The following is a 17,317-nucleotide window of genomic DNA, read 5'->3' as shown; positions in this document are numbered from 1 at the left end:
GGCCGATACTGGAGGCGATGCAGTGGTTCACCGCGGACGGGTACGAGCTGGGCCGGCTGATCTTCCAGAAGGCCCTGGCCGTGGTCTATCTGACCGCCTTCCTCACCGCCGCCCTCCAGTTCCGGGCGCTGATCGGCGACCGCGGCATGCTGCCCGCCCGCGACGTGCTGCGGCGCACGACCTGGCGCACCGCCCCGGGACTCTTCCGGTTCGGTTTCTCCGACCGTCTCTTCGCCCTGGTGGCGTGGACGGGGTGCGCGGTCGCCGTCGCCCTGCTCGCGGGGGCGGACCGCGCCGTGCCGTTGTGGGCGTGTCTGCTGCTGTGGGCGGTGCCGTGGGTGCTGTACCTGTCGATCGTGCAGGTCGGCGGGGTCTGGTACGGCTTCGGATGGGAGTCGCTGCTCCTGGAGACGGGCTTCCTCGCCGTCTTCCTGGGCAACGACGACTCCGGGCCGCCGCTGCTCGTGCTGTGGCTGCTGCGCTGGCTGCTGTTCCGGGTGGAGTTCGGCGCGGGACTGATCAAGATCCGGGGCGACGCGTGCTGGCGCAGGCTGACCTGTCTGGACTTCCACCACGAGACGCAGCCGATGCCGGGGCCGCTCAGCTGGTTCTTCCACCATCTGCCGCGCCCCCTGCACCGCGCCGAGGCGGCGGCCAACCATGTGACCCAGCTGCTGGTCCCGTTCCTGCTGTTCACCCCGCAGCCGGTGGCGGGCGCGGCGGCGACCCTGATGATCGTCACCCAGCTGTGGCTGGTGCTCTCCGGGAACTTCGCCTGGCTCAACTGGCTGACGATCGCGCTCGCGCTGCCGGCCGTGGACTGGCCGCTCGTCGCCGGGTCCCGGCCGGCCCTCCCGGAAGCTCCCCTCTGGTACGAGGTGCTGGTCGTCGCCGTCACCGCGCTGGTCCTGGCCCTCAGTTACCGCCCGGCCCGCAATCTGGTCTCCCGCCACCAGGTGATGAACCGCTCCTTCGACCCACTGCGCCTCGTCAACACGTACGGAGCCTTCGGCAGTGTCAGCCGGGTCCGGCTGGAGGTGGTGGTCGAGGGCACCAACGAACGGGAACTCCACCCGGGGACGGTCTGGCGGGAGTACGGCTTCCACGGGAGACCGGGCGATCCCCGGCGGCTGCCGCGCCAGTTCGCCCCGTACCATCTGCGGCTCGACTGGATGATGTGGTTCGCGGCGCTCTCCCCCGCGTACGCCCGGCCCTGGTTCGGCCCGTTCGTGGAACGGCTGCTGGCCGGTGACCGGGACACGCTGCGGCTGCTGCGGCACGATCCGTTCCCGGACGCGCCCCCGGCGTACGTCCGCGCCCGGGTCTTCCGCTACCGGTACACCACCTGGAGCGAACTGCGGGCCACCGGCCGCTGGTGGCACCGCGTCCCCGTCCGCACCTTCATGGCCCCGACCCGGAACGGACCGTCCTAAGGCGTGTCCGGAAAGTCCCGCCTGCTCGGCGACGCCCTAGCGGTCCGCGTCGCGGGCGCGCAGCAGCCGGCTGATCTGCTTGACGAGTTCGTCGTCGCTGCTGACCCGGGCGCCGGAGACCAGCGCGCCCAGCCGCTCCGCGGTCTGGAAGTCGTAGGCGCGCTCCACCTCCTCGCCGGGGACGTTCGCGTACTCCTCCTTGGCGCGGAAGCCGACGGTCAGGTCCACCACCTTGGCGATGATCCAGGTCAGGACGAAGGAGAAGGCGATCACCGAGACGATCGCGACGAGCTGTTTGCCGAGCAGCCCCCAGCCGCCGCCGTAGAAGAGGCCCTCCTTGCCGCTGATCCGGGCGGTGGCGAAGAGGCCGACCATGATCAGGCCGATCAGCCCGCCGACGCCGTGCACCCCGACCACGTCGAGCGTGTCGTCCACGTTGAAGCGGAACTTGAGCGTGATCGCGAAGGCGCACACCGCGCCGACGACGAGACCGGTGATCACGGCTCCGAGGGTGTTGATCTCGCCGCAGGCCGGGGTGATCGCGACCATGCCGGCCACGGCCGAGGAGACGACGCCCATCGTGGTGACCCGGCCGGTGCGCCACTTCTCCACCAGCGGCCAGGTGACCATCGCGCCGGCGGCGCCGAGCTGGGTGTTGATGAAGGCCGCGGCGGCGGTGCCCTGGTCGGTCAGCGCGGAACCGGAGTTGAAGCCGAACCAGCCGAACCAGAGCAGCCCGACACCGATGACCACCAGCGGAATGTTGTTCGGGCGCTCCTCGCGGCGGGCGAAGTCGCGCGGTGCCCGCAGCACCAGCGCGACGGCCAGCCCGGCGACACCCGAGTTGAGCTCCACCGGGAGCCCGCCGGCGAAGTCGAGTGCGCCGAGGTGCTTCACGATCCAGCCGTCGGGGTCGAACACCCAGTGGGCGATGGGGATGTACACGATGAGCAGCCAGAGCACGACGAAGACGAGCCAGCCCCTCATCGTGGCGCGGTCGGCGATCGAGCCGCTGACCAGGGCCACGGTGATGACGGCGAAGCCCATCTGGAAGGTGCTGTAGACGTAGGTGGGGATGTGGCCCGTCAGGGTCGTGAGCCCGATGTCGTGCATGAAGACGTGATCGAGGTTGCCGATGAGTCCGGCGCCCCCGACGTCGGGGCCGAAGGCCAGGGTGTAGCCGATGGCCCACCAGACGAGCGTGCCGAAGGCCAGCGCGGCGAAGCTCATCTTGATCATCATGAGCACCTGACGGGTGCGCACCATGCCGCCGTAGAAGAACGCGAGGCCGGGCGTCATCAGCAGCACCATGGCGGTGGAGGCCAGCAGCCAGGCGGTGTCGCCGGAGTCGTACGCGGCCGGCATCGGCGCGGGAGCGGTGTTCATCGGCGGATCCCTCGGGTCGTGGGGGCGGGGCGGGCCGGGTGCTTACGGCTTGCGGAGATCGGGCGCGGGGTGACCGGTGAGCAGCCGGCGTACGGCCTGGTGGGCCGCCTCGTGCGCGGCGGCGACCAGGACCGGGCTGTCGTCCAGGACCCGCGCCCAGGCGCCGCAGTCGTGGGGCAGGACGCTCACCCCGTGGAGCACGCCGAGCCCGTCGAGCGCGTCGTGCAGGGCGTCGGCCAGCGCGGCGGCGGGGACCCGGTCGGTCACCGCGTAGAGCGTGGCCACGTGGTCGCGGCCGGCGAAGACCCCGGGGCCGAGGACGCCCGCGCCGTCGCGCCCCGGGGCGAGCCGCAGGGTGTCCAGGGCGAGGAGCGCGCCGTCGGGCCGGGCGATGCGCAGATCGGTGGCGAGCACCCGGTAGGCGTGGCGCTCGCCGCGGGCGAGGCGTCCGGCGGTGACGGTCTCGCCGAGGACGACGGTGGCGCCCGGGGCCACCGTGACCTCGGTGCGCTGGTAGAAGCGCGCGTCCCGGAACGGGATCAGCGGGTCGGGCAGGTACTCGACGTAACTCCCCGCCGCGGCCGTCAGGTGCACCCGCTGGCTCGCGTAGTCGTGCTCCATGCGGAAGATCTTGGTGGCGGCCTGGGTGGTGAGGTGGACCTCGGTGTCCGGGCCGCAGCGGAAGTCCATCCGGTAGCGGTCCGCCTGGGCGATCCCGCCGCCGGTCGCCATCATGTAGACGTAGCTCATGCCGGGCCGCGCCGGGTCGATCCAGAGCGGCCGCATGATCTGGAGCGGGGTCTTCTGGTAGCGCTCGACGAGTTCGGTGCGCTCGCCCCGCACCGCGAAGGCCAGGTCGAGGATGCCCACCTTGGCCGGGGAGCCGGGGGCGAGCGTGTCCGGTACGGAGGCCAGGGACGCCACCTCCGGGGGGACGCGGACGGGGGTGTAGTAGTCCTCGGCGAGGCGGTCGGCGCGGGGCCGGTGCGGGGCGAGCGTCATGTCAGATCAGCACCTTGCGGCGCGACTCCAGGAAGACCGCGATGTCGTCGATGCCGACGCCGGTCAGGCAGTCGGTGAGGACGACGGGGCGCTCGCCCCGGACCCGGTGGGCGTCGGACTCCATGACGCCGATGTCCGTGCGGACGTACTGCGCGATGTCGATCTTGTTGATGACGAGCAGGTCGGAGTCGGTGATACCGGGGCCGCGCTTGCGGGGCATCTTCTCGCCCTCGGCGGTGTCCAGCACGAAGAGGAAGAGGTCGACGAGCGCGGGGCTGAACGTCAGGGTGAGGTTGTCGCCGCCGGACTCGTAGAGCAGCGTGTCGACGTCCGGGAAGCGCTCCAGCATCTCGGCGCCGGCCGCCAGGTTCATCGTGGGGTCGTCCCGCACGGCGGTGTGCGGGCAGGCGCCCGTCTCCACGCCGACGACCCGCTCCGGTTCGAGCACTCCGGCCAGGGTGCGGCGGACGTGCTGGGCGTCCTCCTGGGTGTAGATGTCGTTGGTGATGACGGCGGGACGGTGGCCGCGTCCGATCAGGACGGGGACCAGCGCCTCGATGAGCGCGGTCTTGCCGGATCCGACCGGTCCGCCGATGCCGACCCGCAGTACGTTGTCGTCCATGGTGCTCCCTCGGGGAATGAGTGGGTGTCAGCTCGCGAAGAGCCGGGCCTCGGCGCGCTCGTGGCGGCCGGACATGATGTCGGAGGCGAAGACGGTGGCACCGAGGTCGTCGAGATCGCGGCGCAGGGCCGCCTCGACGGTCTCCTCGATGACGGGGGCCGCGCCGCGCAGCAGGGTCTGCGCCGTTCGGTGGTCGGTCAGCCGGAGCCGCAGCGCGGCGCCCGCGAAGCTGACGCAGAAGGCGAACAGATCGGCGGCGACGGCCTGGCGGGCCGGGACGCCCGTCGCCGCGTAGATGACGCCGGCCGCCACCGCCTGGGTGCCCGGTGCCTCGCCGCGCACGACGCGCTCGAAGTAGCCGGCGATCTCCGGGCGTCCGAAGACCTCGCTGCCCAGGTCGAGGAGCTGGCGTCCGGTCCGGGTGGCGGCCTGGCGCATCTCCCGGCCGAGCTTGGTGGCCAGCAGATGGTGGTCGACGCGGACGACGGCGTCCGGCTCGCCCGCCGCCGTGGCGCGGTGGGCGAGCGCGAGCGCGGTGGCGTCGGCGGGGCCGACGCCGTGCCGCAGCAGGTCGCCCAGGAGGTCCGGCAGGCTCTCGGCGTCCACGGCCCCGGCCTGCGCGTACCCCTCCAGGCTGTGCGACAGCGTGTAGAAGCCGCTGGGGAAGGCGGAGTCGGTGAGCTGGAGGCTGACCAGCAGGGACCCGAGGCCCGCCCCGGCGCCGCCACCGGTCGCGGTGGCGGCCTCCTCGCGGGCTTCGCTCTCGTTGCGGTACATCGCCCCTAGACCAGGAAGTAGAGGTGGTTGAGGGGCAGCTTCTCGGCCGGGTCGATGGTGGCGACCTTGCCGTTGAGCGTGACCTTGAACGTCTCCGGGTCGACCTGGATGTCCGGCAGGGCGTCGTTGCGGACCATGTTGTGCTTGCCGATGGTCCGGGTGCGGCGCACCGGGAGGACCTTGCGCTCCAGGCCGAGTGCCTCGGGAACCCCGGCGGCGATGCCCGCCTGCGACATGAAGGTGGCGTGCGTGGCCTGGTGGGCCTTGCCGTACTGGCCGAACATCGGCCGGTAGATCACCGGCTGCGGGGTCGGCAGCGAGGCGTTGGGGTCGCCCATCTGCGCCCAGGAGATGATGCCGCCCTTGATCACCATCTTCGGCTTGGCGGCGAAGGAGTGGATGGGCCAGAGCACGATGTCGGCGAGCTTGCCCTTCTCGATGGACCCGACGTGGTCGGCGATGCCGGAGGCGATGGCCGGGTTGATGGTGACCTTGGCGAGGTAGCGCAGCACCCGCTCGTTGTCGTTCCGCTTGGAGTCGCCCTCCAGCACACCGAGCTTGTCCTTGCAGTGGTGCGCGATCTGGAAGCAGCGGGTGAAGGACTCCCCGACGCGGCCCATGGCCTGGGAGTCGGAGGAGACGATGCTGATGACGCCGAGGTCGTGGAGCACCGATTCGGCGGCGATCGTCTCGGCCCTGACCCGGCTGTCGGCGAAGGAGACGTCCTCGGGGATGTCGTGGCTGAGGTGGTGGCAGACCATCACCATGTCGAGGAGTTCGTCGACCGAGTTCTTGGTGTACGGCAGGGTCGGGTTGGTCGAGGACGGCAGGACGTTGGGCTCTCCGGCGATCCGCAGGATGTCGGGGGCGTGACCGCCGCCCGCGCCCTCGCTGTGGAAGGTGTGGATGGCGCGGCCGTCGATCGCGGAGCGGGTGTCCTCGAAGAAGCCGCTCTCGTTGAGGCTGTCGGTGTGGATGGAGACCTGGACGTCGTGGGCGTCGGCGACGTTCAGCGCGTTGTCGATGACGGCCGGGGTGGCGCCCCAGTCCTCGTGGACCTTGAGCCCGCAGGCACCGGCCTCCACCTGCTCGTTGAGGGCGGCCGGCAGACTGCCGTTGCCCTTGCCCATGATGCCGAGGTTGACCGGCATCGTCTCCGCTGCCTGGAGCAGCTTGGCGATGTTGTACGGGCCGGGGGTGCACGTGGTGCCGTTGGAGCCGTCGGAGGGGCCGGTGCCGCCGCCGATGAGGGTGGTGATGCCGTTGGTCAGCGCCTGCTCGGCCTGTTGCGGGGCGATCAGGTGGACGTGGGTGTCGATGGCGCCGGCGGTGGCGATCAGGTGCTCGCCCGCGATGGCCTCGGTGCCGGGGCCGATGACGAGGTCCGGGTCGACGTTGTTCTGGGTCTGCGGGTTGCCGGACTTGCCGATGCCGACGATGAAGCCGTCCTTGATCCCGATGTCGCACTTGACGACGCCGACCACCGGGTCGATGACGACCACGTTGGTGATGACGGTGTCCAGGGCGCCCTGGGCGGCGGTGGCCTGCGGGTCGGCGGCCATGCCGTCGCGCATGGTCTTGCCTCCGCCGTAGACGACCTCGTCGCCGTACAGGCCCTCGCTGTAGTCCTTCTCGACCTCGACGAGCAGGTTGGTGTCGGCGAGGTAGAAGCGATCGCCGACCGTCGGGCCGAACATGTCGGTGTACTGCTTGCGCGGGATGATGGGCATCAGCGCGAACCCTTCTTCTTTTCCTTGGCGGCCTTGGAACCGGACGAGCCCTTGGCGCCCTTGCCGGAACCGGCCGTTTCCCGGGCGCCCTGGAAGCCCATCTCGATGGCCTTGCGGAAGGCTTCGAAACGGGCCGGGTGGGAGGCGAGGCTGCCGTTGAGCAGTCCGCTGAAGCCGACGAGCCGGCCGGTTCCGGCGTACGCGCAGAGCTCGACCTCGCGCGAACCGCCGGGTTCGAACCGCACGGAGGTGCCGGCGGCGATGTTGAGGTGCATGCCCAGCGTCTCCTGGCGGTCGAACGACAGGGCCGAGTTGACCTCGAAGAAGTGGTAGTGGGAGCCGACCTGCACCGCGCGGTCACCGGTGTTGCTCACCTTGACCTTGAGGGTGCGGCGGCCCGCGTTCAGTTCGATGGGGTCCTTGCCGTACAGATATTTCTGACGGAACGTCATGCGATGCTCCCGATGGCTCGGTCCGCGCCGGCGGCGGACGGGTGAGGGTGGTGCGGATGCGGGGGTCCCGGCGCGTGCGGCCCGTGGCCGTGCGCGTCGTCCGGGGGGTGCGCGTGGGGGTGGGGGTGCGCGTGGCCGTGGCCGTGGTCCTCGCCGGGCGGGTGCGTGTGGGAGTGGCCGTGGTCGTCGGCGGCGGTCAGACCGGCGGCGACGCCGTCGTCGCCGTACTCCCGCCACCGCCGCCGGGCGTCGGACACCCGCTCCGCGAGCACCCGGCGCAGCGCCGGTGGCGAGAGCAGCGGCTCCGCCGGGTCCACCGGCACCGTCCCGTCGGCCCCGGCCGCCTCCGGCAGCGCGAACGCGGCCGGCAGCAGCGCCACCCGCCGCGCGCCGAGCAGCCGGCACCGCCGGACGCCCTCGGCCGGATCGGGGTCGCCGCCGGAGAACGCCACCTCGACGAGGCCCTGCCGGCCGTAGCGGCGCACCAGCGCGGCGACGCGGTGGAGTTCGGCGTCCTCGAAGGGGTCCCCCGCCGGGGCGGTGATCAGCAGTGCGGTGCTCTCCTCCACCCGTCCCGCCGCCGCGCGCAGCCAGCCGACGAGGTGCTGGGCGGTGCCGAAGGGTGCGGCGAGCAGGGTGGTGCCGCGCGCGCCGGGCGGGACCGCGCGCAGGGTGCGGGCGGTGTCCGCGACGAGTCCGGGCTCCCGGCCCAGCGTCATGGGGACGACGACGGTCTCCTCGCCCCGGCGGCCGTGGGCGGTGACGGTCCGGAACAGGGCGCGCCCGGCGGGGACGACGGTCACCCCGTCGGCCGCGAGGCCGTCCAGGGCGCTCCCGTGGGCGGCCTCGTGGCCGCAGACGGCGATGACGGCGCCGCGTTCGGCCACGGTCAGCCGCCGATGGGGTCGTGGCAGGACACCAGCTTGGTCCCGTCCACGAAGGACGCCTCGACCTGGAGCAGGCCGAGCATCTCCCGTACGCCGTCCATGGTGTCGGCCTCGCCCACGACATGGCGGCCCAGTTCCATGCAGTCGGCGACGCTCTTGCCGTCGCGGGCCGCTTCGAGGATCGCCTCGGTGATCAGCGCCACCGATTCGCTGTAGTTGAGCTTGAGTCCGCGGCTCTGGCGTTTGCGCGCCAGATCGGCCACGACGTAGACGAGCAGTTTGTCGATCTCGCGGGGGGCGAGGTTCATCGTCGGTACCTTCCTGGGGTGAACGGGCGGGTGGGGGCGGGGCCGGGTGCGGTCAGTCGCTCCGGCGCAGACGGGGCAGGAGCGGTACGGCGGCCAGCAGGGCCCAGGTGGTGAGGATGAAGGGCCAGGTGAAGGTGTGGCCGCCGAAAGGTTTGAAGAAGGAGGTCAGCGAGGCGGTGAGCCCGGTGCTGGCCGCCGCGCCGAACAGGGCGTAGACGCCGGTCCAGACGGTGTTGGCCATGAAGACGGCGCCCAGGGCGATGGCGACGAGGACCGCGTTGTAGCCGTAGATGCCGTTGGAGATCAGCTCGGTGGGGGCGCCGAGGAGCCAGGCGGCGACGATCCCGGTCACGCTGCCGAGGGCGGCGTAGAGCACGACGCGCACGGAGGCCAGGGCCAGGCCGACGAGCATGATGAGGCCGACGTACCAGCTCTCGACCAGGAAGATCTGCGAGACGTTGTTGAAGAACGCGTGCCACAGGACGTCCCACGACATGGCGGTGTCGCCGCTGGTGGTGCTGGAGACCGCCTTGGGCGCCCCGTGCCAGACGCGTGAGAAGGACGGGGCTCCGACCACCATCACCCCGGAGACCAGGCAGAAGGGGGCGGTCATGGGGGTGAGGCCGTACGGGGTGAGGAACGTGCTGAGCGTCGCCATGAGGACGGTGCACATGACGGCGCCGATCACGGTCAGCACATAGGTGGCGGGGTGGTGGCCCAGCGAGGAGACGAGGGCGATGCCGGTGAGGCAGCCGGCGAAGCCCTGGAGGCCGAGCGCGATCTTGCCCCGGTCGACGTCCAGCGCGTAGGCGGTGGCGGTCGCGATCAAGGTGCCGAGCGTGGCGAACAGGCCGGTCTCCCAGCCCGCCACCCAGAGTCCGACGAGGATCGCCGCCCCGGTCAGCAGACTCGACTGGAAGTCGACCTGGCCGACGCCCCGTAAGGAGGCCAGCAGATACGCGGACGGCTGACGGCTCTCCAGCCGCCGGACGATGTCCGGCTCGGCGAGGGGCATGACGTGCTCCAGGGGCGCGACAGACGATGCCCCACGCGCGGGAGTGCGGTGTGGCATATGACGACATATGCCATCCACGCACAGAGTGGTGACCTTCTCACCCCGTGTGCGCGTCCGGTAGGCCAGTCAGGTACAGCCGCGGTCCGGTGGGCGCGCTCGGGCCTGCCGGGCGCGCACCCGTTCCGTAGGTTCGCGGCATGCGCCGGAAGATGAGGTTGCACCTCCGTACCCACCCCGACCACCACCCCGGGGTGCAGTGGTCCGTCGTGGCCGTCGTCGCGGTCGGCGGCGCCGCCGGGGCCGCCGCCCGGCACGGCGCCGAGGACATCTGGCCGACGGCCGTGACCGCCTTCCCCTGGACGATCCTGCTGGTCAACACCGTGGGCTGCTTTCTGATGGGCGTGCTCATGGTCACCCTGAAGCTGCGCTTCCCACAGGCACCCCGGCTGATCAGCCCGCTGCTGGGCACCGGGGTCCTGGGCGGCTTCACGTCCTTCTCGCACTACACGGACAACGTGCGCCAGCTCTTCGACAACGACGAGCCCGGATACGCGGTCGGCTGTCTGGTGTTGACGGTGGTCGCCGCGCTGGCCGCCGTCACCGCGGGCGCGCTCCTCACCCATCTCGCCTTCGGGCGCTCCTACCGCACGGAGGACGACGCCCCGTGACCGACATGCTGCTCGTCCTGGCCGGGGGGCTGGTGGGGGCGCCGCTGCGCTATCTGCTCGGCGTCGACGCCAAGTTCCGTCTGCACAGCGTCTTCCCGTGGGGCACCTTCGCGGCCAACGCCGGCGCGGCCCTGATCCTCGGCTTCCTGGCGGAGGCGGTGACCGACGGCGAGCTGAGCACGCGGCTGAACCTGCTGCTGGCCACCGGGTTCTGCGGGGCGCTGTCGACCTGGTCGACCTTCTCGTACGAACTGCTCACCCTGACCTCGGCCCGCCGGCTGGCCCTGGCGGCCGGGTATCTGGTGCTCACCGTCGCCGCGGGTGTCGGGCTCTCGTTCGGCGGGGCCGCCGTGGCGGACGCCGTCTTCTGACCGCTCCGTGAGAACGGCTCCGGCCCCGTCCCTGGGCGGGGCGGGGCCGGAGCCGGTGTGACCGGGGGCGGAGCACTCAGTCGATGCCGGGCAGGATGTGCGGCTCGGCGAGGTCGTCCTCGTAACCGGCCAGCCGGATCGGTGCGGAGCGGGCCCAGACCTCGATGTTGCGGAGGGTCTCGGGCCGGCGGGCCCGCTCTCCGCGTCGTTCGGCGGGCCGGTTCTCGTGCTTCGTCAGTTCGGGTGTGGTCACCGCGCACTCCTTTGTGTCGCGTAGCCCCGGGCGCAACCGACGCTACGGCGTCATATCCGGTCGTCGACCGCCCATGTGCGGGGCAGGGCAGGATCTGTTCGGTCGCGGTGGCGCCGGGTGAGGGGCGGGACGCCGGTCCGGTTGACGGACCTGTCCCAGGACGGCCGAGGGGTCTTCGTGGATCCCTTGGTGGCGTCCGTTCCCCTCAGCGTAACCAAATGAGCGCTTCCCTGCTCGATGGAACGTGTGCAGTGAGTCACTTTCGGCCATTCCACAGGGAAAGACCCGGCCGGAATGGTGTCCGGCCGGGTCTTTTGGGGTCCGTGTGCCGCCCGGTGGCGGCCGCGCTCACCAGTTGGCGGGCGCGTAGTCCTTGAGGAAGCAGCCGTACAGCGCCTCGCCCGACTCGCCGCGCACGATCGGGTCGTAGACCCGGGCGGCGCCGTCGACCAGGTCGAGCGGGGCGTGGAAGCCCTCCTCGGCCAGGCGCATCTTGTCCGGGTGCGGGCGCTCGTCGGTGATCCAGCCGGTGTCGACGGCGGTCATCAGGATGCCGTCCTTCTCGTACATCTCCTGGGCGCTGGTGCGGGTCAGCATGTTCAGCGCGGCCTTGGCCATGTTGGTGTGCGGGTGGCCGGCGCCCTTGTACCCGCGCCCGAAGACGCCTTCCATGGCGGAGACGTTGACGACGTAGGCGTACTTGGCGGCGGTCGCGGCCATCGCCGGACGGAGCCGGCTGATCAGGATGAAGGGGGCGGTGGAGTTGCAGAGCTGGACCTCCAGCAGCTCGATGGGCTCCACCTCGTCGACTGTCTGGATCCAGCTGTTGCTGGCGTGCAGGTCCGGAACGAGCCCGCCCGCGTCGATCGCGGTGCCCGCGGCGATCCGGGCCGGCGACGCCGAACCGGTCACCAGCGCGAGTTCGGTGACGTCCTGCGCGGTCAGCCCCTCCGAGCGGGCGGCCGGCAGCGCGGCCACCCGGTCCACCGAACCGCTGCCGAAGGTGCCGATCACCTCGGCCGAGGGCAGTTCGCCCGCGGGCAGCGGGGCGGACTCGGCGGCGACCAGCTCGCTGTAGGCCTGCGGCGAGCGGCGGACCGTCTGCGCGGCGTTGTTGATCAGGATGTCCAGCGGCCCCTCGGCGGCCACGGAGTCGGCGAGCGCGACGACCTGGGCCGGGTCGCGCAGGTCTATGCCGACGATCTTCAGCCGGTGGATCCACGCGTCGCTGTCCGGCATCGCCTTGAAGCGACGGATCGCGTCGTTGGGGAAACGCGTGGTGATGGTGGTGTGGGCGCCGTCGCGCAGCAGCCGCAGCGCGATGTACATCCCGATCTTGGCGCGTCCGCCGGTGAGCAGCGCCCGGCGCCCGGTGAGGTCGGTGCGGGCGTCGCGGCGCGCCCGGTTCTCGCGGGCGCAGTCCTGGCAGAGCTGGTGGTAGAAGGCGTCGACCTCGACGTACCGCGTCTTGCAGACGTAGCAGGAGCGGGGGCGGCGCAGCACGCCCGCGATCTCGGCGGTGGCCGTGGACGACGGCAGGACGCCCTGCGTCTCGTCGTCGATGCGCTCGGCGGAGCCGGTCGCGGTGGCCTCGGTGACGGCCTTGTCGTGCGCGGTCTTGGCGGCCCGGCGCTCCTGGCGGCGGCGCTGCTTCACGGTCCGGTAGATTCCGGCCGTGGCCCGGCGCACCGCGATCGCGTCCGGGTGGTCGACCTCGATGGAGTCGAGCTCGTCGAGCACGCCCAGGCAGACGGCCAGCCGCTCCGGGTCGATCCCGGGACCGAATTCCCCGATGCCGGGCCCGGTCTGCGGGCTGTCCTCTGTCACCGTCATTGCCGTTCCTCTGTCTGTGTCCCTCGTGGCGGCGAACGCCCCGGTCAAGTCTGCCATGGGCCCGGGGCTGCTCCGCATCGGCGGAGGGGGACCCCGGCCGGGCCGCGCACCGGCCGTTTCCGCCGCAGTTGCGTCACATATGCTTCCCTGCGATACGGCGAGGCGAGGCCCTGGGGGCGGTACGTGACGGAACTTCCTGCGGGCGGGGCGGAGGTGTCCCCGGTCCGCGTCGACGCCGTCCCGGCCCAGCACGGCCCCGGCCCCGCGGGCGGTGGTTCGGTGTGGGACGTCGACGCCGTGATCCTGCTCGTCGAGGACGACGCGGGGGACGCGCTGCTGGTCGAGGAGATGCTCGCGGACGGCGAGCTGGACTCCGCGCTGACCTGGTGCCGGACGCTGGCCGAGGCCCGCACGTTCCTGGCCGGCTGCCGTACGCCCTGCTGTGTGCTGCTCGATCTCCATCTGCCCGACGCGGTGGGTGTGGACGCCGTCACCCGGCTCGTGGAGTCGGCGCCCGACGCCGCCGTGGTGGTGCTGACCGGCACGGCCGAGGCGGACACCGGGCTGGCCGCGGTGGCCACCGGCGCCCAGGACTATCTGGTCAAGGGCCGGCTCGATCCGCAGGTCCTGGGCCGCTCCGTGCGGTACGCGCTCCAGCGCAAGCAGGTCGAGCGGGCGGCGGGCGCGCTGCGCGCCAACCGGCTGATGGCGCAGGAGAACGCCCGGCTGGAGCGCGGGCTGCTGCCGGTGCCGCTGCTGCGCGACGGCGGTTTCGAGGCCGTGGCACGGTACGAGCCGGGACGGGCCCACGGGCTGCTGAGCGGTGACTTCTACGACGTGGTGCAGACGTCCGACGGGACCGTGCACGCGGTGATCGGCGATGTCTCGGGGCACGGGGCGGCGGAGGCCGCGCTCGGGGTCTGTCTGCGGGTGGCCTGGCGCACGGCGGTGCTGTGCGGGACCGACCGGCTCGAACAGGTCCGGGTCCTGGAGGAGATCCTGGTCGCCGAGCGGTCCGACCCGCATCTGTTCGCCACGCTCACCTCGCTGTCGTTCCCGCCCGGCGGCGACCGGGTCGACGTGGTCAGGGCCGGGCACCCCGGGCTGCTGCTGCGCAGCGGCACGTCGGTGAGCTGGTCCGAGCCGGATCCGGGGCTCGCCCTCGGGGTGCTCCCCGGCACCGGCCGCTGGACGGTGTCCGAGCTGGCGCTGCCCGCGGACGGCCGGATCGTGCTGTTCACCGACGGGCTCTTCGAGGGGCGCACCGGCCCGCGGACCCGGCTGGGCGAGGACGGGCTGCTGGCCCTGGCCCGCCGAAACGGTTCGCTCGGCGCCCGCCCCTTCGTCGACACGCTGGTCGCCGAGGCGTCCCGGGCCGCCGCACCCTACGGAGGGCTCGCCGACGACGTGGCGGTGCTGCATCTGGGCTGGGCGCGCGGGGGTGCGTGGTGATCCGTCCGCGCCCCTCGACGGATCCGTACCGTCCGGGTGCGATCGCGCGGCTGTCCGTGCAGAACTGGGTCCATCTGATCCTCGGCGGCTTCGTGCTCGTGGTGTGCGGGGCGCTGGTGACCGGCGGTCTCGTCCTGTCCCGGATGTCCGACCGCACGACGGAGCTGGTGGACCGGATCCAGCCCGCCAGGTCCTCGTCCTTCCAGCTCCAGAACGCCCTGCTCGACCAGGAGACGGGGGTGCGGGGCTTCGCGCTGACCGGCGACGACTCCTTCCTCGACCCGTACCAGGCGGGGCGGCGGGCCGAACAGGTGCGGCTGGCCCGGGTCCGGGCGCTGGTCGGGGACGAACAGCCCTTCGCCGAGGACCTGGACCGGATCGAGGCCGCAGCGCGCGGCTGGCGCGCGCATCACGCGCAGCCGCTGATCGCCGCCGTCCGCAGCAGCGGCCCGGCCTCGGAGACCTCGCAGCCGATCCGGGGCAGCAAGGACGGGTTCGACACGCTGCGCCGCCTGTACGCCACGCAGCAGGACCATCTCGACACGGCGCGCGACCATGCCCGCGCCGATCTGGAGCGGGCCCGCACCACGCGCGACGAGGTGGTGATCGCCCTGGTCGCGGGGCTGCTGCTGGCGGTGGTCTCGCTGAGTCTGCTGCTGCACCGGACGGTGGGCCGGCCGCTGAACCGGCTGAGCGCCGCGTCCGACCGGGTGCGGGCGGGGGCCTTCGGCAACCGGATCGAGGTGCGGGGCCCCTCCGACGTCCGGGCGGTCGCCGCCGCCGTCGAGGACATGCGCCGGCGCATCGTCGACGAGCTGGCCGGGTCCCGGGAGCGCGAGGCGCTGCTGGACGGGCAGGCGCAGGAGCTGCGGCGCTCCAACGCGGAGTTGGAGCAGTTCGCCTATGTGGCCTCGCACGACCTCCAGGAGCCGCTGCGGAAGGTCGCCTCGTTCTGCCGGCTGCTGGAGAAACGGTACGGCGGTGAGCTGGACGAGCGCGCCCACCAGTACATCGACTTCGCGGTGGACGGGGCGGCGCGGATGCAGGTGCTCATCGACGATCTGCTGACCTTCTCGCGGGTGGGCCGGGTCCACGACCGGTGGCGGACGGTTTCGCTCGACGCCTGCCTGGACCGCGCCCTGGCCGATCTCGCACTCGTCGTCGAGGAGTCCGGGGCCACCGTCGTCCGCGAGGCCCCGCTGCCGGAGGTCACCGGCGATCCGACCGCGCTCGCGATGGTGTGGCGGAATCTGATCGGCAACGCCGTGAAGTTCCGGCGGCCGGAGGTTCCGTGCCGGATCCGGATCGACTGCGTCCGGCAGGACGGGACCTGGCAGCTGTCGGTGACGGACAACGGCATCGGCATCGCCCCCGAGTCGGCCGAGCGGGTCTTCGTGATCTTCCAGCGGCTGCACGGCCGGGACGCCTACGAGGGCACGGGGATCGGGCTGGCGCTCTGCCGCAAGATCGTCGAGGTCCACGGCGGCGGGATCGGCATCGACGTCGAGCACACCGGGGGCACCCGGGTGCGGTTCACCCTGCCCGTCGACGGGCAGCGCCCGCGACCGGCCGCCGACCGCCCGGACCCCGCCGTCCCCGTGCCCGCTCCGGGAGGACCCGCGTGAGCGCCCCGCGCCCCGGGCCGTCCGACGGGTCCCGGCACGACCGCCCGCCGCCGCGGCGGCCGGAGGCCGGGGCGCGGCGGATCTCCGGGGATCCACCGGGCCCTGTCCGGAGTGGGACGGCCGTGCGCGGGTATGCGGACGCCGAGACATGGTCACCGACCTCCCCTGCGTCGCCCTGGCGGGAGCACATGAACGAACAGGTCACCTCCCGGTCGGCCGGGTGTCCCGACCGGGACCGGCCGCCGGAGGTCTTGCACAGCGCCGAGGTCTTCGACGGCGAGCCGGGCTGCATCGCGCGGGCCCGCGCCCTGGCCGACCGATTCCTGGCCCGCCTGGCCGTCGAATGGCTGGCGGTCTTCGGTGAGCACACCCGCAGCGATCTGATGCTGGCGGTGAGCGAGCTGGTCACCAACGCGGACCGCTACAGCCAGGGCCCGTACCTGCTGGAGCTGGAGGGCACCGCGCAGCGCGTCAGTGTGACCGTGTACGACAGCAGCACGTCCCTTCCGCATCTGTACGCCCCCGATCCCACGCGCCCCGGCGGGCACGGCATGGAGATCGTCGTGGCGGTCTGCGACCGGCTGACCGCCGAGCGGGTGCCGGTGGGCAAGCGCATCCGGGCCGAGTTCCAGCTGAGCAGCTGAACGCCCGAGCCGTGGGGCGGGCGGGACGCCGCCCGCCCCACATCCACAGCGGGCGCCCTCAGGCGCTCCCGGCCGTTCCCCGGCCTCCGCGCGGCACGTGGTCGAGGGCGCAGTCGCCGCACAGCCCGCCGCCCGGGGCCCGGTAGTAGAGGCAGCAGGTGCGCCGCCGGAAGCGGGGGCCGTACGGCGCACCCGTGCCGCGCAGAAGCGGGTCGTCGAGGAGTCCGGCGGCCAGGGCACGGGCGCGGGCCGCGGCGTCCGGCCGTCCGTGCGTGCGCGCCCACGCCGTCAACTGCCCGGCGGCGCCCGCCAGCGCGGATCCCGCGTTGCCCCACAGCAGCCGTTCGGACACCCGGGTGTCACGGCGGACCGCCGCGACGAGCGGGACGAGATGGCCGTGGAGGACCGCCTCCCGGATCCGGTCGGCGGTGCCGGGCAGACGGCTGTCCGCGTCGAGCCGGAGGTCGTCGGGGGTGGCCGCCCCCGGGTCCCAGCACAGCAGCTCCGGCCGCGGGTCGGGGAAGGTGCCCGTGAGCGCCGCCGGTCCGAGCGCGAGCGACCAGAGCCGGGACGCCAGACCCAGCTGTGCGACGGAGGCGGCGACCCGCCGCTCCGGTGTTCCGAGCCGCTGGGCGACGGTGTCGACACGCGCCGTGAGCGGGGCGTCCTCCCCCGCGTACAACCGGCTCAGCGGCCGGTGCGCGCCGCCCGGCACCGGGGCCGTCGCCACCGCGAAGAACCCGCCCGGACCTGCCGGTTCGCCCTTCGTCATCCGGTCCCCGCCTCCCCTCGCACGGTCACGTGCCGTGGTGCCGCGGCCACCGGCCGTGCCACGGTCCGCCGTTCACCGTACCGCCGC

Annotated in this window: 18 protein-coding genes; 6 read left to right on the top strand and 12 right to left on the bottom strand. The window is 72.6% G+C overall.

Annotated elements, in window-relative coordinates; all coding sequences use genetic code 11:
• The first annotated feature begins 17 nt into the window (after positions 1-17).
• Entirely contained in the window at positions 18-1,433 is a 1,416-nt protein-coding gene (locus ACZ4FH_RS10025; RefSeq protein ID WP_467303636.1) for a lipase maturation factor family protein, read from the top strand.
• Positions 1,434-1,469: 36 nt separating this feature from the next.
• On the opposite strand, the gene ACZ4FH_RS10020 is transcribed toward ACZ4FH_RS10025, so the two are convergent.
• From ACZ4FH_RS10020 to ACZ4FH_RS09980, 9 genes are read right to left on the bottom strand one after another with little or no spacing between them, the layout of a single operon-like run.
• On the bottom strand, positions 1,470-2,819 hold the full coding sequence (locus tag ACZ4FH_RS10020) for an ammonium transporter (RefSeq protein ID WP_467303635.1): 1,350 nt from the start codon (positions 2,817-2,819) through the stop codon (positions 1,470-1,472).
• Between the two features lie 42 nt (positions 2,820-2,861).
• Positions 2,862-3,821 carry an urease accessory protein UreD gene (locus ACZ4FH_RS10015; RefSeq protein ID WP_467303633.1) on the bottom strand — a complete coding sequence of 320 codons (960 nt, stop codon included), beginning with the start codon at positions 3,819-3,821 and terminating at the stop codon, positions 2,862-2,864.
• Position 3,822: 1 nt separating this feature from the next.
• The gene (gene ureG, locus ACZ4FH_RS10010; RefSeq protein ID WP_467303631.1) at positions 3,823-4,443 is read right to left on the bottom strand and encodes an urease accessory protein UreG; all 621 of its coding nucleotides are present in this window, start codon (positions 4,441-4,443) and stop codon (positions 3,823-3,825) included.
• A gap of 27 nt (positions 4,444-4,470) precedes the next feature.
• Positions 4,471-5,220 carry an urease accessory protein UreF gene (locus tag ACZ4FH_RS10005; protein ID WP_467303630.1) on the bottom strand — a complete coding sequence of 250 codons (750 nt, stop codon included), beginning with the start codon at positions 5,218-5,220 and terminating at the stop codon, positions 4,471-4,473.
• 5 nt (positions 5,221-5,225) lie between these two features.
• Positions 5,226-6,950: an urease subunit alpha gene (ureC, locus tag ACZ4FH_RS10000; RefSeq protein WP_467303628.1), complete on the bottom strand. Its 1,725-nt coding sequence runs from the start codon at positions 6,948-6,950 to the stop codon at positions 5,226-5,228.
• Positions 6,950-7,402 (bottom strand): urease subunit beta, encoded by a 453-nt coding sequence (locus tag ACZ4FH_RS09995; RefSeq protein WP_383635532.1) that lies wholly within the window; start codon positions 7,400-7,402, stop codon positions 6,950-6,952. The genes ureC and ACZ4FH_RS09995 overlap by 1 nt, the downstream gene beginning before the upstream one ends.
• Positions 7,399-8,289: a sirohydrochlorin chelatase gene (locus ACZ4FH_RS09990; RefSeq protein WP_467303627.1), complete on the bottom strand. Its 891-nt coding sequence runs from the start codon at positions 8,287-8,289 to the stop codon at positions 7,399-7,401. The genes ACZ4FH_RS09995 and ACZ4FH_RS09990 overlap by 4 nt, the downstream gene beginning before the upstream one ends.
• A 2-nt stretch (positions 8,290-8,291) precedes the next feature.
• Positions 8,292-8,597 carry an urease subunit gamma gene (locus ACZ4FH_RS09985; RefSeq protein WP_383635527.1) on the bottom strand — a complete coding sequence of 102 codons (306 nt, stop codon included), beginning with the start codon at positions 8,595-8,597 and terminating at the stop codon, positions 8,292-8,294.
• A 52-nt stretch (positions 8,598-8,649) separates the two neighbouring features.
• Positions 8,650-9,612, bottom strand: a complete 963-nt coding sequence (locus ACZ4FH_RS09980; RefSeq protein ID WP_467303625.1) for an urea transporter — start codon at positions 9,610-9,612, stop codon at positions 8,650-8,652.
• A 197-nt stretch (positions 9,613-9,809) separates the two neighbouring features.
• On the opposite strand from ACZ4FH_RS09980, the gene ACZ4FH_RS09975 reads away from it, so the two are divergent.
• Together ACZ4FH_RS09975 and ACZ4FH_RS09970 are read left to right on the top strand one after the other, a co-directional pair.
• A complete protein-coding gene (locus ACZ4FH_RS09975) occupies positions 9,810-10,280 on the top strand; it encodes a fluoride efflux transporter FluC (RefSeq protein WP_467303624.1) in 471 nt (156 codons plus the stop codon).
• Positions 10,277-10,651, top strand: a complete 375-nt coding sequence (locus ACZ4FH_RS09970; RefSeq protein WP_467303623.1) for a fluoride efflux transporter FluC — start codon at positions 10,277-10,279, stop codon at positions 10,649-10,651. The genes ACZ4FH_RS09975 and ACZ4FH_RS09970 overlap by 4 nt, the downstream gene beginning before the upstream one ends.
• Positions 10,652-10,727: 76 nt before the next feature.
• Here the strand turns inward: ACZ4FH_RS09970 and ACZ4FH_RS09965 are convergent, their stop codons facing one another.
• The gene (locus ACZ4FH_RS09965) at positions 10,728-10,904 is read right to left on the bottom strand and encodes a hypothetical protein (RefSeq protein WP_383635514.1); all 177 of its coding nucleotides are present in this window, start codon (positions 10,902-10,904) and stop codon (positions 10,728-10,730) included.
• A gap of 348 nt (positions 10,905-11,252) precedes the next feature.
• Complete coding sequence (locus ACZ4FH_RS09960; RefSeq protein WP_467303622.1) at positions 11,253-12,737, bottom strand: SDR family NAD(P)-dependent oxidoreductase; 1,485 nt, start codon at positions 12,735-12,737, stop codon at positions 11,253-11,255.
• Between the two features lie 183 nt (positions 12,738-12,920).
• Between ACZ4FH_RS09960 and ACZ4FH_RS09955 the strand changes: the two genes are divergently transcribed.
• The 3 genes from ACZ4FH_RS09955 to ACZ4FH_RS09945 all read left to right on the top strand — a co-directional run bounded on the left by ACZ4FH_RS09955 (position 12,921) and on the right by ACZ4FH_RS09945 (position 16,458).
• Positions 12,921-14,189 (top strand): PP2C family protein-serine/threonine phosphatase, encoded by a 1,269-nt coding sequence (locus ACZ4FH_RS09955; protein ID WP_467303621.1) that lies wholly within the window; start codon positions 12,921-12,923, stop codon positions 14,187-14,189.
• A complete protein-coding gene (locus tag ACZ4FH_RS09950) occupies positions 14,189-15,814 on the top strand; it encodes a sensor histidine kinase (RefSeq protein WP_467304020.1) in 1,626 nt (541 codons plus the stop codon). Before ACZ4FH_RS09955 ends, ACZ4FH_RS09950 begins: the two co-directional genes overlap by 1 nt.
• A gap of 188 nt (positions 15,815-16,002) precedes the next feature.
• On the top strand, positions 16,003-16,458 hold the full coding sequence (locus tag ACZ4FH_RS09945; protein WP_467303620.1) for an ATP-binding protein: 456 nt from the start codon (positions 16,003-16,005) through the stop codon (positions 16,456-16,458).
• 58 nt (positions 16,459-16,516) lie between these two features.
• On the opposite strand, the gene ACZ4FH_RS09940 is transcribed toward ACZ4FH_RS09945, so the two are convergent.
• Positions 16,517-17,230 (bottom strand): (2Fe-2S)-binding protein, encoded by a 714-nt coding sequence (locus ACZ4FH_RS09940; protein ID WP_467303619.1) that lies wholly within the window; start codon positions 17,228-17,230, stop codon positions 16,517-16,519.
• Between the last annotated feature and the right edge of the window lie 87 nt (positions 17,231-17,317).

It is taken from the genome of Streptomyces sp. NPDC024555 (genome assembly GCF_055559335.1).
This window is presented reverse-complemented; position numbering and strand designations above follow the sequence as displayed.

Coding starts and splice junctions, on each gene's coding strand:
- ACZ4FH_RS09960 (WP_467303622.1), bottom strand. CDS start 12,737: ATGACGGTGACAGAGGACAGCCCGCAGACCGGGCCCGGCATCGGGGAA.
- ureG (WP_467303631.1), bottom strand. CDS start 4,443: ATGGACGACAACGTACTGCGGGTCGGCATCGGCGGACCGGTCGGATCC.
- ACZ4FH_RS10005 (WP_467303630.1), bottom strand. CDS start 5,220: ATGTACCGCAACGAGAGCGAAGCCCGCGAGGAGGCCGCCACCGCGACC.
- ureC (WP_467303628.1), bottom strand. CDS start 6,950: ATGCCCATCATCCCGCGCAAGCAGTACACCGACATGTTCGGCCCGACG.
- ACZ4FH_RS09975 (WP_467303624.1), top strand. CDS start 9,810: ATGCGCCGGAAGATGAGGTTGCACCTCCGTACCCACCCCGACCACCAC.
- ACZ4FH_RS09980 (WP_467303625.1), bottom strand. CDS start 9,612: ATGCCCCTCGCCGAGCCGGACATCGTCCGGCGGCTGGAGAGCCGTCAG.
- ACZ4FH_RS09985 (WP_383635527.1), bottom strand. CDS start 8,597: ATGAACCTCGCCCCCCGCGAGATCGACAAACTGCTCGTCTACGTCGTG.
- ACZ4FH_RS10025 (WP_467303636.1), top strand. CDS start 18: ATGCAGTGGTTCACCGCGGACGGGTACGAGCTGGGCCGGCTGATCTTC.
- ACZ4FH_RS09945 (WP_467303620.1), top strand. CDS start 16,003: ATGAACGAACAGGTCACCTCCCGGTCGGCCGGGTGTCCCGACCGGGAC.
- ACZ4FH_RS09940 (WP_467303619.1), bottom strand. CDS start 17,230: ATGACGAAGGGCGAACCGGCAGGTCCGGGCGGGTTCTTCGCGGTGGCG.
- ACZ4FH_RS10015 (WP_467303633.1), bottom strand. CDS start 3,821: ATGACGCTCGCCCCGCACCGGCCCCGCGCCGACCGCCTCGCCGAGGAC.
- ACZ4FH_RS10020 (WP_467303635.1), bottom strand. CDS start 2,819: ATGAACACCGCTCCCGCGCCGATGCCGGCCGCGTACGACTCCGGCGAC.
- ACZ4FH_RS09995 (WP_383635532.1), bottom strand. CDS start 7,402: ATGACGTTCCGTCAGAAATATCTGTACGGCAAGGACCCCATCGAACTG.